Annotated in this window: 13 protein-coding genes; 8 read left to right on the forward strand and 5 right to left on the reverse strand. The window is 69.0% G+C overall.

Going from position 1 to position 14,815, the window contains the following annotated elements; all coding sequences use genetic code 11:
• Position 1 precedes the first annotated feature (1 nt).
• Entirely contained in the window at positions 2-250 is a 249-nt protein-coding gene (locus tag AB0J62_RS11105) for a hypothetical protein (RefSeq protein WP_134098268.1), read from the forward strand.
• Positions 251-303: 53 nt separating this feature from the next.
• A complete protein-coding gene (locus AB0J62_RS11110; protein ID WP_363867382.1) occupies positions 304-1,515 on the forward strand; it encodes a DUF480 domain-containing protein in 1,212 nt (403 codons plus the stop codon).
• 330 nt (positions 1,516-1,845) lie between these two features.
• On the opposite strand, the gene AB0J62_RS11115 is transcribed toward AB0J62_RS11110, so the two are convergent.
• Both AB0J62_RS11115 and AB0J62_RS11120 read right to left on the reverse strand, forming a co-directional pair.
• Positions 1,846-2,103, reverse strand: a complete 258-nt coding sequence (locus AB0J62_RS11115; RefSeq protein WP_363867385.1) for a hypothetical protein — start codon at positions 2,101-2,103, stop codon at positions 1,846-1,848.
• Between the two features lie 495 nt (positions 2,104-2,598).
• Positions 2,599-2,958, reverse strand: coding sequence for a cupin domain-containing protein (locus tag AB0J62_RS11120; protein ID WP_363867388.1), 360 nt, complete (start codon positions 2,956-2,958; stop codon positions 2,599-2,601).
• 196 nt (positions 2,959-3,154) lie between these two features.
• Between AB0J62_RS11120 and AB0J62_RS11125 the strand changes: the two genes are divergently transcribed.
• Positions 3,155-3,901 carry a methyltransferase domain-containing protein gene (locus tag AB0J62_RS11125; protein WP_137254523.1) on the forward strand — a complete coding sequence of 249 codons (747 nt, stop codon included), beginning with the start codon at positions 3,155-3,157 and terminating at the stop codon, positions 3,899-3,901.
• Positions 3,902-4,144: 243 nt separating this feature from the next.
• Positions 4,145-4,558 (forward strand): DUF3040 domain-containing protein, encoded by a 414-nt coding sequence (locus AB0J62_RS11130; RefSeq protein ID WP_363867392.1) that lies wholly within the window; start codon positions 4,145-4,147, stop codon positions 4,556-4,558.
• Positions 4,559-5,066: 508 nt separating this feature from the next.
• Here AB0J62_RS11130 and AB0J62_RS11135 read toward each other — a convergent pair.
• The 3 genes from AB0J62_RS11135 to AB0J62_RS11145 all read right to left on the reverse strand — a co-directional run bounded on the left by AB0J62_RS11135 (position 5,067) and on the right by AB0J62_RS11145 (position 9,738).
• A complete protein-coding gene (locus AB0J62_RS11135; protein ID WP_363867395.1) occupies positions 5,067-7,427 on the reverse strand; it encodes a DUF3488 and transglutaminase-like domain-containing protein in 2,361 nt (786 codons plus the stop codon).
• Between the two features lie 115 nt (positions 7,428-7,542).
• Positions 7,543-8,829 (reverse strand): DUF58 domain-containing protein, encoded by a 1,287-nt coding sequence (locus tag AB0J62_RS11140; protein ID WP_363867398.1) that lies wholly within the window; start codon positions 8,827-8,829, stop codon positions 7,543-7,545.
• A gap of 3 nt (positions 8,830-8,832) precedes the next feature.
• The gene (locus AB0J62_RS11145) at positions 8,833-9,738 is read right to left on the reverse strand and encodes an AAA family ATPase (RefSeq protein WP_238159790.1); all 906 of its coding nucleotides are present in this window, start codon (positions 9,736-9,738) and stop codon (positions 8,833-8,835) included.
• Between the two features lie 571 nt (positions 9,739-10,309).
• On the opposite strand from AB0J62_RS11145, the gene mraZ reads away from it, so the two are divergent.
• From mraZ to AB0J62_RS11165, 4 genes are all read left to right on the forward strand, one after another.
• Positions 10,310-10,741 carry a division/cell wall cluster transcriptional repressor MraZ gene (gene mraZ / locus AB0J62_RS11150; RefSeq protein ID WP_130446673.1) on the forward strand — a complete coding sequence of 144 codons (432 nt, stop codon included), beginning with the start codon at positions 10,310-10,312 and terminating at the stop codon, positions 10,739-10,741.
• Positions 10,742-10,972: 231 nt separating this feature from the next.
• The gene (gene rsmH / locus AB0J62_RS11155; RefSeq protein ID WP_363867401.1) at positions 10,973-11,938 is read left to right on the forward strand and encodes a 16S rRNA (cytosine(1402)-N(4))-methyltransferase RsmH; all 966 of its coding nucleotides are present in this window, start codon (positions 10,973-10,975) and stop codon (positions 11,936-11,938) included.
• A complete protein-coding gene (locus AB0J62_RS11160; protein WP_363867404.1) occupies positions 11,938-12,591 on the forward strand; it encodes a hypothetical protein in 654 nt (217 codons plus the stop codon). The genes rsmH and AB0J62_RS11160 overlap by 1 nt, the downstream gene beginning before the upstream one ends.
• 4 nt (positions 12,592-12,595) lie before the next feature.
• On the forward strand, positions 12,596-14,797 hold the full coding sequence (locus AB0J62_RS11165) for a penicillin-binding transpeptidase domain-containing protein (RefSeq protein WP_363867407.1): 2,202 nt from the start codon (positions 12,596-12,598) through the stop codon (positions 14,795-14,797).
• Positions 14,798-14,815: the final 18 nt, after the last annotated feature.

The raw sequence follows: 14,815 nt of genomic DNA on the forward strand, positions 1-14,815 counted from the left end.
CGTGAACGAACAGCCGAGAGGCCTGGGCAAGGACCTGTGCGGTCGTGTGCACGCCCACACCGGCGCCGAGTGCTACCTGCCTGACACCCACTACCCGCGCCCCCACCACTCGCTGACCGATCAGACCTGGCATGACGGCCTCTGCACCCAGTGCGCCGGTTCCGGCATCCAGGCGGATGCCCTCTGCTCAGCCTGCAACGGCACCGCCTTCGAGCCATTGACGCTTCCCGAGACCTACCAACCCGGCTGATCACCCCGCCCGTTGTTCCTTGCTGGCACCTGGAGGGAACTAAGGTCAGCCACGTGAGTGACCTTCCTGTTCTGGATGCTGAGGACCAGCGGGTGCTGGGGAGCTTGCTGGAGAAGCAGGCGACCGTGCCGGCGTCGTACCCGCTCACCGCTAACGCGCTGCGGACGGCGTGCAATCAGACCAGCAATCGGGATCCGGTCGTCGACTACGACCAAGCGACGGTGGAGCGGGTCGCGCGGTCGCTGCGGGATCGCGAGCTGCTGCGGATCGTTTGGGTCGACACCGGTCGGCGGACGCTGAAGTACCACCAGACCCTCGACGAGAGGCTCGGGCTCGAGCCGGACGAGCGCGCGCTGATCACCGTGCTGTTGCTGCGCGGCGCGCAGGCGCCGGGTGAGTTGCGGACGCGGACCGAGCGGCTGCACAAGTTCGACGACCGCACCGATGTCGAAGCGTGTCTGCGGCGGATGGCCGCACGCCCCGAGCCGCTGGTGCGCGAGCTCGAGCGCCGCGCCGGTCAGCACGACCGCCGGTGGATTCACCTCCTCGGTCCGGTGCCCGAAGAGGAGGCTGTCGCCGCGGTCGAGTCCGTGGACCGCGACACGGTCCTCGCCGATGGCACCGAAGCGCGTGACGCCCGGGTGCGTTCGTCGTACGACGCAGTGGCCACGGCGTACGCGGATGAGCTGCTCGACGAGCTCGACGGGTTGCCGTTCGAGCGATGGCTGCTCGACCGGGTCGTTGCCCAGGCCAACGGTCTCCCGGTGGTCGAGGTCGGCTCGGGTCCCGGGCACATCACGGCGTACCTCGCGGAGTACGGCGTGGACGCCGTCGGTGTAGACATCTCGCCGGAGATGGTGGCCGAGGCACGGCGGCGCTTCCCGGATCGCACGTTCGAGGTCGGCGATCTCCGCCGTCTAGGTCGTCCACCGACCAGCTCAGGTTGGGCAGCGGTCCTTGCGTGGTACTCGCTCATCCACCTCGCCGCCTCAGAGCTCCCCGACGCGATCGCCGCACTCACTCGTCCACTCGACCCAGGCGGCTGGCTGGTCCTCGCCCTCCACGCCGGCGCAGAGGTCCGCCACGTAGACGAGTTCCTAGGCCACCAGGTCGATCTCGACTACGTCCTCCACGACCCGACCCAAATCGTGAACATCCTCGAGTCTGCAGGCCTCGTCAACATCGAGTGGTACCTACGCGGCCCCCTAACCACCCGCTCCGAATCCACCCGCCGCCTATACCTCATCGCCCGCACCCCGTCCTAACAAGCCCACGCCCGGAACCACCCCGTCGCCCGTCGCAGGGCCGGCAAGCAGCACATCATCCAGCCCGCCGCCTGCCGCTCGTACTTCATCGCCGTACACCGTCCTGACAAGTCCTCGCCCGGAACCACGTCGTCGCCCTCGCAGGGCCGGCGTGCAGCGCATCGCTCAGTCCACCACCCTCCACCCCGCGGCCTGCCGCCCCCCTGCCCTCCGCCCTGGCCTGCGCCGCTTATACACCTGCACGCCATCGCCCGCACGCCGTCCCGACACGACCCCCCGTGCCCGGATCCAGCCCGTCGTCCGTTTTGGGGGCGGCGGGCATCGCATCGTTCACTCCGCCCCTGCCGCCTGCCGCCTGCCACCTGCCGCCTGCCGCCTGCCACCTGCCGCCTGCCACCGGCTGCCTGCGGCTTGTAGGTCATCGCCGTACGTCGTCCTGGCGCGACGCCTCCGTACCCGGCCCCACTCCGCCGACCGTCGTGTGGCGGCGGGCAGCGCATCGCCGTCGCCGTCTGCCGTCGCCGTCCGCCGCGGGTACGTCGTCACCCGTACGCCGTCCTGACACGACGCCCCCGTGCCCAGATCCATTTCGTCGGCCGTCGTGGGGGGCGGGCGGGCAGCACATCGTTCAGTCCGCCGCCCGTCGTACGCTCCACGTCGGCCGCCGCCCGTCGCTCGTAGGTCATCGCAGTACGCCGTCCAGACACGACGTCTCCATGTCCGGATCCGCTCCGTCGGCCCTCGTGGGGCGGTGAGTAGCGCATCGTTCAGCCCGCCGCGCGCGGCTTGTAGGTCATCGCCCGTACGCCGTCCTGACACGACCCCATGCTCGGAACCACTCCGCCGACCGTCGCGGGGGCGGCGGGCAGCGCATCGTTCAGCCTGCCGCCTGCCGCCTGCCGCCTGCCGCCTGCCGCCTGCCGCGGCCGCGACCTGCCACCTGGACCCGCCTAACAGCCGCCCGCCTGCCCCTGCCAGCCGCCCGCCTGCCGGGGCCTGCGACCTGCCGCTTGCCTGCCTGCTGCGTGCCGCGCTCCGGCAGTCGCCTCGGCAGGTTTCAGCCGCAGACCGCTGTGTGCCCTGTCAGGCCTTCGCGTACGTCTCGGCCGCGAGGGACTCGAACTCCAGGCTGATGGCTGGATCGTTGCCTACGACCCACGCGTCGTGTCCGGGTTCGATGACGTACGCGCTGCCTGGTAGCAGTTGTGCCTTGGTGCCGTCGTTGTGGACGATCTCCATCTCGCCGGAGAGCAGCGTCCCCACATGGCGGACCTGGCAGGAGTCGCCGCCGATGACGGGCTGGATGCACTCGGACCAGCGCCAGCCCGGCTGGAAGGTGAGCCGGGCGACGCTGGCGCCCGGCAGCTTGACGACGTCGACTCTCGTCTTGTCCGGTGAACGTTGCTCGTCCGGCTCGTCGAACGACTTGCTGAAGATGGCCATGATCCCTCCCTGGTGATCGGCTCTCCCCTTCCGTTCACCATTACTCCGCTGCCTGGCGGGCGGTAGGTGTCAGGACTTATGGACTGCTTACGACCGGCGGCACAGCCAGCCGGACGGGATCCGTCTGCCGGACCGGGGGTGAGGTGGAAGTAGGGTGTGGCGCGGCGGTGCTGATGGGGGACTGGCTGGAGGGTTGATGGTGGATCGGCGACGGCGGAGCGTGCGTACGGCGTTGGTGGGCGAGGCGTTGCGCGTTGCGTTGGCGGGCCGGAGCCGGACCGATCCGGGCGGCGGGCTGGACATCGTCGACCTCGGCGGCGGCACCGGCGGGTTCGCGGTTCCGTTGGCGGTCGAAGGACATCGCGTGACGGTCGTCGATCCGAGCCCCGACGCCCTGGCCTCGCTGGAGCGACGCGCCAGCGACGAAGGCGTGAGCAAGCTTGTTCGTGGCGTCCAGGGCGACGCGGCCGAGCTTCCCGGGCTGGCGGGGGAGTCGAGCGCGGACGCCGTACTGTGCCATGGCGTCCTCGAGGTCGTCGACGACCCGGTGCAGGCTCTGCAGGCGATGGCGTCGGTACTGCGGGAGGGCGGCGTACTGAGTCTGCTTGTTGCCCAGCGCAACGCCGTCGTACTGGCACGAGCGCTGGCCGGTCATCTGGCCGAGGCGCGGATCGCGCTGCAGGATCCGGACGGGCGCTGGGGTGCGACCGATCCGATGCCGCGGCGGTTCGACGAGGCCGGGATCACCGCGCAGCTGGCCGATGCCGGATTCATGGTGCACACGGTGCACGGGGTGCGGACGTTCGCCGACCTGGTGCCGGCCGCGTTCGTCGACTCCGAGCCCGGCGCCGCGGACTCGCTGGCCGAGCTCGAGCGCGCCGCGAGCCAGCACCCGGCGTTCCGCGCGCTGGCCACTCAGCTGCACATTCTCGCCACGCGCTGAGCCGTACGCCGGAAGTCCGGCGGCGCGGCGATCGCGACGGAGGGTGACGGGCGGGCTACCTGAGGCACGGTCAGGGGGTCGTCGCTGTGAACCGGCTGTGAGCGACACGCCGGAATACATGGGTTTTGGGACCTGTTCTGCCGGGGCAGTTGCCGGACCGTGACGCGCTGGACAGGCGGTCAGGGTTTCGTGTCAGCCACCTGCGGCCTAGACTGAAGGCGGCCTATCGAGATCGCGCTCATCATGGAGGGATCGACGGTGCCCCTCTCGGAAGAAGAGCAGCGCCAGTTCGAGCAGCTCGAACGCGCCCTCGCTGCGGAAGACCCGAAGTTCGTTTCCGCCATGCGGGGAACCAATGTGCGCTTGTACTACAAGCGGCGGGCAGTACTTGCCGGCGTTGGATTTGTGCTGGGCATCGTGGTGCTGATGACCGGTGCGATCATCCCCAACACCATCATCGGCGTCATCGGCTTCGTGATGATGGTCGCGTGCCTGTACATCGCGGCGCTGAGCATGAAGCGGATCAGCAACGCGGGGGAGTCCGACGACATCCCACCGCCGTCGACCAAACGCCACCGGACCAAGCACGACTCCTCCGGCAGCTTCATGGAACGCATGGAAGACCGCTGGCGCCGCCGCCGCGACGAGGACCTCTAACACCACAACCTTCCCACCACACCCGTGCCCCCGCGGCACGGGTGTGGTGGTTTCTCTACCCCAGGTTGGCTGAGACGACCCAGCCGACCGGATGACACCGGCCCGCTGCATTCACCGTGAGCTCAAGCCAGCCCCGGGCCGGCGCAGGCCGACGTGCCCGACCTTCGGTCAACCCACGTCCAGCATGCTCAGCTGCACCTCCTGCTCGACCCTGAGCCGAGCCCGCTCAGCTGCACCTCTTGCTCTGAAGCCGCGGAGGGCAGGCTTGGGCGACCAGTCGCCGTCAACTTGCGGCGAGCAGGCTCAGCTGCACGTCCTGCAGTGAACCTGCGCCGAGCGCGCTCAGTTGCGTGTCCTGCAGTTGACCCGCGCCGAGCGCGCTTAGCCGCACCTCCTGCCCTGGACCCGCGCCGAGCGCGCTTAGCCGTAGCTCCTGCCCTGGACCCGCGCCGAGCAGGCTCAGCCGTGCCTTCTGCTGTGGACCCCGCGGAAGGCGGCCGCGGGTGGGTTAGTTGGTGTGGGGGCGGCGGTTGGGGAGGATCAGGGAGCGTAGGCGGGCTAGGAGGAGGTCGAATTCGTCGAGGAGGTCGGAGGCTTCTGTGCTGCCTCGGCTCAGGTACCAGCGCCAGGACGGCGGGAGGAAGCGTGCGCGCCAGCGGCGGCGGCGTGGGGCTCGGGTCCACAGTGCCTTGCGGATGGCGGATGCCTCGGGGCGGAGGTCCAGTTCGGGATCCGCGTCCCCGGCGTAGCGGAGTGCTTCGATGCCGCGGGCCAGCTTCCGGGCAGCTGGATGGGTCTCGTCGGGGAGCTTGGTGAGCAGCCACTGGCCGGTCTGGCGTGGTGTGGAGATCTCGGACCAGTCCAGCCCCAGATCTCGTGCCGTGTCGCGGATCTCCGCCCACAGCCCCTCGGCTCCTGCCCGGCCCGGCGGTCGCAGGAAGCGCCGTCGTCGGGTGGCCGCGCGGATCATCCACGGGATGCACAGCAGCAGGCCGACACCGAGTACGCCGGCGATGACCTGCCCGCCGCCGTTGGTGAACCAGTTGCCGGAGTCAACGATCGGGATGCCGCTCTGGTCCGGCAGGTTCGGGTCGTGCCGCGGCTTGTCGATTCCAGGGGTCTCGCCGGCGCCGGGAGTGGTCGGCACGGTGGTCGGCGCGGTCGTCGGGCTGGTCGAGTCACCGGTCGCGGGGACGGTCCAGTTCGGCGTGGCCGAGACGCGGGCGGACGGCGTCGGCTCGAACCGGACCCAGCCGATGCCCTGGAAGAACAGCTCCGGCCACGCGTGCATGTCGTGCATCCGGACGGTGAACTCGCCGTCCTTGCCGGCCTGCCCGGGCAGGAAGCCGATCCCGACCCGGGACGGGATCCCGATGATCCGCGCCATCAGCGCCATCCCGGTCGCGAACTGCTCGCAGTACCCGGTCTTGTTCTTCAGCAGGAAGTCCTCGAGCGCCGACATCCCGCTGCCCTTGGCGTTCGCGGTGCTGTAGGTGAAGTCGCCGCTGCGGAACCAGTTCTGGATCAGCACCGCGGCCTCGAACTTGTTGTCCCCGGCCGGAGCGGTGACCTCGAGCGTCTTCTGCTTGATGTCGTTCGGCGTTCGCTGCGGCACGTTCGACGTGTACTGGTCCGGGGCGCTCGTTGTGATCGAGTCGTGCAGCTGCTGCGGCGTCGGCTGCAGGTCGTACGACGTCAGCTTGTACTTCTTGCCCGCGACGATCGACCCGTCCGACGAGACCACGTCCAACGCGTCGGCGTCGTACTGCCAGTCGCGTTTCAGCGAGATCGAGTGCAACGGGTAGGGGACCGGCGCGAACTGCGAGCGGAACGTCCGGGTGACGTCGATCTCCATGCTGGTCTGCGGGACCTTGGACAGGTCACCGCTGTACCCGGGCGGGGCGGTCAGGTCACCGGTGATCTTGTGTGGCGAGTCGCGCTGCGAGATCCGCCAGGTGTTGCCGTCGAAGAGGTCGAGCGCGGTCAGCCGCAGGTACGTGCCGCCGGGCGAGCCGCCCTTGTAGGTAAGGGCGACGACGTTGTCGCCGCGCTTGAGGTTCTTGCCCATGTCGAGCATCGGGTCGGTCGACGAGATCGACGCCCCGAGCCCGTTGCCGGTGCCGCCACCGGCCAGACCGTTGCCGATGACACCTTCCGGCAGAGCGGGCAGCAACGCCGGCAGCAGTGCTGCGATCGCGACCACGGTCAGCCCGATCCGACGACCTGCCTGGCCGAGCGCCGACGCTTCGACCGGCTCTGCGGCGTCGAGGTGCGAGACGCCCGAGATCCGGCGGCCCCAGCGGCTGAGCCGACTGCGACCTTCCGCGGACAGCAGGACGATGTAGCCGATCGCGGGCGGGATGAACAGCAATGCGGGCAGTCCGCCGTGCACGGTTGCGGCCGGCACCGTGTACATGATCAGCAGCAGCAAGCCCGACCACGCGGCCTGTCGCAGCTGTACGGCGATGATGTGGATCAGGAGCCCGGTCGCTGTGATCACCGAGACCGCGAACAGCGTCAGATGCGGATCCTGCGGCAGCGGCGCGCTGAATCGGTTGATCGAGTCCATCGCGTCGACCATCTGCGAGTTGAACTCGAGCGCGGTCGCCTTCCACGGGATCAGCCCGAACTTCATCGTCCCGTGCAGGAAGAACAGCGACAGCAGCTCGACTAGCACGAACAGCTGGACGATCGGTACGACGATCCGCGGTGTCCGCAGGTTCTGCAGCAGGACCCCGATGCCCGTCACCAACGCGCACAGGAACGCGCTGATGAACAGGAACGGCCCGGAGAACACCGGAGTCAGGACGAGCGACCCGAGAACGGTCGCTCCCCAAGCAGCGATAGAGATCCTTGCGTGACCGGTCATGAGGCCTCCCGGCCTGGACTGAGGAGCGGAGGGAGCGAAGCGACCGGAGCGACGAGGGAAGGCCGGGAGTCACAGCCTCGTGACCCGCCGCGCCGGAGGCGTGGCATCAATACAGTCATGCGATCCGTCCGCTCCGTAGTCCTAGGCCGGACCACACGGTGGGGAGGTGGTCGCCGCGGCGGACTCTGGCTACTCGCCAGCCGTTACGGCGTAGTTCGTTCTCAGTAGCGTCAGTGGCGGCGGTGAGCCGGGCCGACTTCTCGGTCGCCTCGGCGCCGACCGCCCAGCTCGCGGCGTCGAGCAGCAGGGCGACTCCGGTGGCCTGGCTGGTCCGCCAGCGGTTCAGGGCGATGACGTCGTCGGTGCTGCAGGCGCCGAGGATCGCGATCACCAGGCTCGGTTCCTGCGCGTGCCGGTCGACGGTCAGCAGTGGTGCGAGCTCGGCGTACTTGTGCTCTTCGACGGTCGCGCACTCGGTCAGCAACTCCTGCTGGTTGAGTGGCTGGTGCACCGACGCGGAAGTCCGGTGAGTGATGGCGGACAGCGTGGTCGGGCCGCCGAGCATCGTGGTCACGTACCCGCGCCTGATCCGGTCGATGCCGGCCGATGCGGCCGCGCTGACGGCCCACTCCAGGCTGGACGACGGCCCGTGCCCGTGGTGCGAGATCGTCCGCGCGTCCAGAAACAGCGCGCATCGGCTCTGCCAGGGCTGCTCCTCGCGGCGGACCATCAGCTCACCGCGGCGAGCCGTGGACCGCCAATGCACCCGGCGCAGGTCGTCACCGTCGCGATACTCGCGAACCGTCGCGTCCTCTTCACCGGCAGAGGCGATCGCCCGCGGCCGGTTCTCGCCCGAGCCGGCGCGATCCGCACCCAGCCGGATCTCGGGGAGCCGGTAGACCCGCGGCGTGACCAGCAGGTGCTGGCTGCGCGTGAACGTCCGACTGGTCTCCACCAGCCCGAACGGGTCGGCCACCGTCAGCATCAGCGGCCCGACCTGGAACAGTCCGCGTACGTCGGACTTGACCGGGTAGGTGACCGTGCGACGCCAGTTCGGGCTGACGCGGTCCACGACGAACCGCGGCCGGTGACCCAGTACATAAGGTATGCGGTCCTCGAGTAGCAGCAGGCCCGCGGGCATCCGGCCCTGGTTGCTCAGGGTCAGCTCCACGGTGGCCTGGGTCCCGACCGGAACCTGGTCCGGCGCGAGGCTCCGCCGTACCTGCAGCCGCAGCCGCGTCCGGCCGACGACGAGAGCCGCGACGACCGGCAACGCCGCCAGCAGGATGCCGACGCGCAGCAGGTCCTTCTGGCCGAGCAACAGCGCGCACAGCGATGCGGTGAGACCGGCTGCGACGAACGCCCGCCCTCTGGTGGTCAGTCCGCGCAGTGCCTGCCGCATGTCTCAGTCCCGGCGGGTGCGGGGGAGGGCCACGCTGGACACCAACCCGGAGATGATGTCGGCTGCACCGCGCCCACCGAGATGCGCTTCAGCCGCTGGGAGCACCCGGTGCGCGAGGACCGGCACCGCGAGCTCCTGGATGTCGTCCGGCAGGACGAACTCGCGTGCGTCGAGCGCGGCCGCCGCACGCGCCGCCCGGATCAGGTGCAGCGTCGACCGCGGGCTGGCGCCGAGCCGGAGCTCCTGCGACCGCCGGGTCGCGCCGACCAGGGCGACGGCGTACTCCTTCACGGACTCGGACACGTGCACGGACTGCACCGTCTTCACCAGCCGCAGGATCTGCTGGCCGTCGGTGACCGGCTGCAGACTCAGCAGTGGGTCGTCGGCGGCGTGCCCGTCGAGCATCCGCAGCTCGGCGGCAGGCTCCGGATAGCCCATCGAGACGCGGGCCATGAACCGGTCGCGCTGCGCCTCAGGCAGCGGGTAGGTGCCTTCCATCTCGATCGGGTTCTGCGTCGCGATGACCATGAACGGGGAGTCCAGGTGGTACGTCGTGGTGTCGACGGTGACCTGCCGCTCCTCCATCGACTCCAGCAACGCGGCCTGGGTCTTCGGCGAGGCGCGGTTGATCTCGTCGCCGACGACGATGTTCGCGAACACCGCACCGGGCTTGAACTCGAAGTCGCGGATCTCCTGGTTGAAGACGGAGACGCCGGTGATGTCCGACGGCAGCAGGTCCGGCGTGAACTGGATCCGGCGCACGGTGCAGTCGATCGACTTCGCCAGCGCCTTCGCCAGCATCGTCTTGCCGACGCCCGGCACGTCCTCGATCAGCAGATGTCCCTCGGCCAGCAGCACGGTGATGGCGACCTCGACAACGTCGGGTTTGCCCTCGATCACCTGCTCCATGGCCCGGCGGACGCGGCCCGCCACCTCGGACAGCTCGTCGAAGTCCCCGGCTCCTGCCAGCGGCGAGCTGGTCGCGGTGGTGCTGCTCACTCTGTGTCCTCCCCATTCGTTGACTGCCGACACATTCTCACCCGCTGTAGGGGTCGGGCCTAGAGCGGCGGGGGTTTCGTTACCTGGCGTTTCGGAGTTCATCGGCGCACGCCCTCACGGGGTCGGAGTCGTCCCTCCAAGCGTACGGGCGGCAAAAGGATGCGTGCGCCGTACGACGTTCCGGGCCCGCACAAGGTTCACGATCAACCGCGCCGAATGGTTCATCAGTTCCCCGGTGGCGCTATGTGGAGGAGAGGGAGTGGAGCGAAGTGGAGGAACGGACGTGGGGCGATGTGGAGGACTCAACGGCTGAGCTGGCAGCGACACGCGGGAAAGCAGGCGCGGATTCACGCGGCACGGGGGCGGAATGGGGCGGAAGTTGGTTGACGGTGGTGGAAAGTGGAGTAAGGTGGAGCGCAGTGGAACTGAAGTGGTGGAAACACTCGCCTGAGTCGGAGAGTCCGCAACGGGGAGGTGGAGCGTGTTCCTCGGAACTCACTTCCCCAAGCTCGACGACAAGGGCCGGCTGTTCCTGCCGGCGAAGTTCCGCGACGAGCTGGCCGACGGTCTGGTGATCACGCGTGGGCAGGAGCGATCGCTGTCCGTGTGGCCGGAGCGTGAGTTCGTCCAGCTGACCGAGCAGTTGAAGCAGGCTCCGATCACCAACAAGGGTGCGCGGGACTACCTACGGATGTTGTTCGCCGGCGCCTCCAACGAGATGCCGGACAAGCAAGGCCGGGTCACCATCCCACCGATGCTGCGCGATTACGCGTCACTGGATCGCGACTGCGTCGTCATCGGGGCGATGAACCGGGTGGAGATCTGGAACACGGAGAACTGGAACCGGTACTCCGCGGAGCAGGAGCAGGCGTTCGCCGACCTCTCCGAGGAAGTGCTGCCAGGCATCTTCTAGCTGGACAGATGAACGATGGACAGCTGAACAGAGTGCGAGGACACACCGACCGTCCGGTGAGATCACGGGTCCGACTTCCGACCTGCCGTGTTGGCGCCACTTCCCCGGCGCCAAGACCATCAGGTACTTCCCCGGGAGGCGTACCCGCGATCTGACCGGACGGTGCTGTCTACGTACCACACAAGACCTGCGGGGGCAGGGGTCGCTCCCGCGGCGACGGGAAGGGTCGAGATGAACGCTGCGGAGCGGCATGTGCCGGTGATGCTGGAGCGCGTGGTCGCGCTGCTGGCGCCGGCACTCGCGCATCCGGGCGCTGTCGTCGTCGACGCGACCCTCGGTCTCGGCGGTCATTCCGAGGCGTTCCTGCGGGAGTTCCCCGACGTTCGGCTGATCGGCTTCGACCGGGATCCGGCCGCGCTGCGGCTGGCGGGCGAGCGACTGGCGCCGTACGAAGACCGGATCACGCTCGTGCATGCCGTGTACGACGAGCTTCCGCGCGCACTGGCGGATCTCGGGGTGCCGGCGATCGACGGGATCCTGTTCGATCTCGGCGTCTCGTCGATGCAGCTGGACGAGGCCGATCGCGGATTCGCGTACGCGCAGGACGCGCCGCTGGACATGCGGATGGACCCGACCGGCCCGACCACGGCGGCCGACATCGTCAACACCTACAGCGCGGCCGACCTGGCCCGGATCCTGTTCCAGTACGGCGAGGAGAAGTTCGCCCGCCGGATCGCGGACCGGATCGTGCGCGAGCGGGAGACCGAGCCGTTCACCAACAGCGCGCGGCTGTCCGAGCTGGTGCGCAACGCGATCCCGCAGGCGGCGCGGCGGACCGGGGGACACCCCGCGAAGCGGACATTCCAGGCGCTGCGGATCGAGGTGAACGGCGAGCTCGACGTACTGCGTCGTGCGCTGCCCGCGGCCCTGCAGGCACTGGCGTTGCACGGGCGGATCGTGGTGATGAGCTACCACTCGCTCGAGGACCGGATCACCAAGCAGGTGTTCGCGGCCGCCACGAAGTCCGACGTACCGGACGACCTGCCGGTGATCCCGGCCGGACATGAGCCCTATCTGAAACTGCTGACCCGCGGCGCCGAGCGCCCGACCGAGGAAGAGGTCGCGGCGAACCCGCGCGCCGCGTCCGCTCGGGTGCGGGCGGCGACACGAATCCGGGAGAAGGGACTGGTGGCCTGATGAGTACTGTCTTCAGTCCGCAGAAGGCGCGGGTGACGCCGGTCGCCAGTGGTACCGCGAAGAAGCGTTCGGAGCCGCGGCTGCGCGTGGTGTACGGCGCGCCCTTCCGGCCGCCGCGGATGCCGTTCGTCATCTTCGTGGTCTCGCTGCTGGCCGCCGGACTGGTCGGTCTGCTGCTGCTGAACACACAGCTGCAGAGCGGGACGTTCCAGGTGACCAAGCTGAGCAGCCAGGCGGATCAGCTCCGCGACCAGCAGGAGCAACTGGAGAAGCAGGTCCGCACGCTGGAGTCACCGCAGAACCTGGCCGACCGGGCGCTGCGGATGGGCATGGTGCCGAACCCGAACCCGGTGTTCCTGCGGCTGTCCGACGGGCGGGTGCTCGGTGTGCCGGCCGAGGGCAAGGCCGGGACCGGTACGGCAATGTTCGGCCCGGGTACTCCGACCGGCACCGCCACCAAGCCTCCGGTGGTCAAGCCAACCACGCAGACGCCGGTGAAGCCGACCACCACGACACCGGTGAAGCCCCCGGCCGCCACCACCAAGCCGCCGGCAGGCACCACCAAGCCTCCGACAGGTACGACGAAGCCGCCGACCGGGACGACGAAGCCGCCGGTCACGACGAAGAAGCCTGCTACGACCACACGGGGATGATCGGATGACGGATCGACGGGGAAACGAGCCGCCACGCAAGCGTGGAGCGACACCGGGCCGGGAGAACCGACTCCGCACGGCTCAACCCCGTCGTCCATCCACTACGGACAGTGCCCGTACGACGCCACCCCGCCCCGAGTCCACCCGCGACCGCCTCCTCCGCAAAGCTCGCGAAGAGGAGCAGGCGGCGGCGCGCCGTCCGGTGAAGAAGGCGGCGGCAGCGAATCCGCGGCCGGTGAAGAAGGCCGCTGCGAAGCGGCCTGCTCCCGGCGGTGCGGCGCCGCGCAAGCAGGTTCCCACCAACGGCGCGGCCAAGAAGACGGCCAAGCGTCCGGTGAAGAAGACCTCCGGCAGGAAACGGCCGCCGCAGAATCGGCCTCAGCCGCGGCCCAGGAAGCCGAAGGTACGCAAGGCGCCGCGGACGTTGCGGTTGGGGCGGCCGGCGGTTCGGTTGCGGGTGACGTTCGGCGTCATGGCGTTCGTACTGTCGCTGTTCGCCGGGCGGCTGGTGTTGCTGCAGGGCGTGGACCCGGACAGCTACGCGCAGGCGGCGACCCGGGAGAACACCAAACCGTTCATCCTGCACGCGACCCGCGGTGCCATCACCGATCGCAACGGCGTCGAGCTGGCCGTGTCCGAGGACGCGGTCGCGATCACCGCCGACCCGACGCAGACCAAGCCGGTGGCGCAGCAGCTCGCCTCGATCATCGCGCCGAAGGTGACCGGTACGACGTACGGCAAGCTGGTCGCGGCGATGACCGGCAAGGGCCGCTTCACGTATCTCGCGCATCAGGTGCCGCCGACGACGTGGAGCGCGATCCAGGCCGAGATCAAGACCGCGAACGCGACCATCGCCCAGCAGAACAAGGGCAAACCGCAGGACCAGGCCGCCCCGCTGCTGGCCGGGCTGTACACCGAGGACGACCCGATCCGCAGCCATCCGAACGGCAGCGTCGCCGCGACCGTGGTCGGCGTGACGGGTGCCGACGGCCAGGGGTTGTCGGGGCTCGAGTACGGGCTGAACGACAAGCTGTCCGGTCACGACGGCAAGGCGATGTACGAGGTCGACACCAAGGGCAACAAGATCCCGAACGCGAACCATACGGTCGAGGAGCCGAAGCCCGGCGTCGGCGTGCAGCTGACCCTGGACCGGGATCTGCAGTACTTCGCGGAGAAGCGGATCGAGGAGGCGGTCAAGCAGTACAAGGCCAGCTCCGGCACCGTCATCGTCGAGGACGTGAAGTCCGGAGAACTGCTCGCGATGGCGAACTACCCGACGTTCGACCCGAACAAGCCGTACAAGCCCAGCGACCTGAACAACCCCGCGCTGGAGCGCACATACGAGCCGGGCAGCGTGCAGAAAGTCGCGACCATGGCCGCGCTCGCCGACGCGGGCCTGATCGACCTGAACACCAAGCTGACGGTGCCGGGCAGCATCGAGGTGCAGCGGCGCAAGATCAAGGACCACTGGGACCACGGCCCGATGAACCTGACCATCGCCGGTGTGGTCGCGAAGTCGTCGAACGTCGGCACGATCATGGCCGCGCAGCAGATGCGGATCCCGCAGTTCGTGAAGTACCTGCACGACTTCGGGTTCGGCCAGCCGACCGGCCTGAACTTCCCCGGCGAGAGCAACGGCAAGCTGATGGACGGCGACGAGTGGCCGGAGATCACCCGGTCGAACGTCGCCTTCGGCCAGGGCCTGTCGGTGAACGCCGTGCAGATGACGGCCGCGGTGAACACGGTCGCCAACGGCGGCGTCTACGTGCCGCCGAAGCTGGTCCGCAACTACGTCGACGCGAACGGCACCGTGATCCCGAACCAGACCGCCGCGCCGCACCGGGTGGTGAGCGAGACGGCCGCCAAGGAGGTCGCCACGATGATGGAGGCGGTGACCGCGAAGAAGGGCACCGCGCCGCAGGCCGCGATCGACGGTTACCTGGTGGCCGGCAAGACCGGTACGGCGCAGGAGGTCGACTCGGCCTGCAGCTGCTACCGCAAGTGGGCCACTTCTTTTGCCGGATTTGCTCCGGCCGACAACCCACGCTTCGTTACCTACGTCGTACTGCACGACCCGAGTGACGGAGTTCGGGGTGGTGGCCTGCAAGGAGGACCGGTGTTCCGAGACGTGATGAGCTACGCGCTGCAGAAGTACGTTGTCCCGCCGACCGGAGCAAAGCAGCCCAACGTCCCGATCACCTGGTGATGGTGACGCAGGGTCAGG

The organism is Kribbella sp. NPDC049584, assembly GCF_040675555.1.
Classification (GTDB): domain Bacteria; phylum Actinomycetota; class Actinomycetes; order Propionibacteriales; family Kribbellaceae; genus Kribbella.

Coding starts and splice junctions, on each gene's coding strand:
- AB0J62_RS11160 (WP_363867404.1), top strand. CDS start 11,938: ATGAGTACTGTCTTCAGTCCGCAGAAGGCGCGGGTGACGCCGGTCGCC.
- AB0J62_RS11125 (WP_137254523.1), top strand. CDS start 3,155: ATGGTGGATCGGCGACGGCGGAGCGTGCGTACGGCGTTGGTGGGCGAG.
- rsmH (WP_363867401.1), top strand. CDS start 10,973: ATGAACGCTGCGGAGCGGCATGTGCCGGTGATGCTGGAGCGCGTGGTC.
- AB0J62_RS11135 (WP_363867395.1), bottom strand. CDS start 7,427: ATGACCGGTCACGCAAGGATCTCTATCGCTGCTTGGGGAGCGACCGTT.
- AB0J62_RS11115 (WP_363867385.1), bottom strand. CDS start 2,103: ATGGATCTGGGCACGGGGGCGTCGTGTCAGGACGGCGTACGGGTGACG.
- AB0J62_RS11145 (WP_238159790.1), bottom strand. CDS start 9,738: ATGGAGCAGGTGATCGAGGGCAAACCCGACGTTGTCGAGGTCGCCATC.
- AB0J62_RS11140 (WP_363867398.1), bottom strand. CDS start 8,829: ATGCGGCAGGCACTGCGCGGACTGACCACCAGAGGGCGGGCGTTCGTC.
- AB0J62_RS11165 (WP_363867407.1), top strand. CDS start 12,596: ATGACGGATCGACGGGGAAACGAGCCGCCACGCAAGCGTGGAGCGACA.
- AB0J62_RS11130 (WP_363867392.1), top strand. CDS start 4,145: ATGGAGGGATCGACGGTGCCCCTCTCGGAAGAAGAGCAGCGCCAGTTC.
- AB0J62_RS11120 (WP_363867388.1), bottom strand. CDS start 2,958: ATGGCCATCTTCAGCAAGTCGTTCGACGAGCCGGACGAGCAACGTTCA.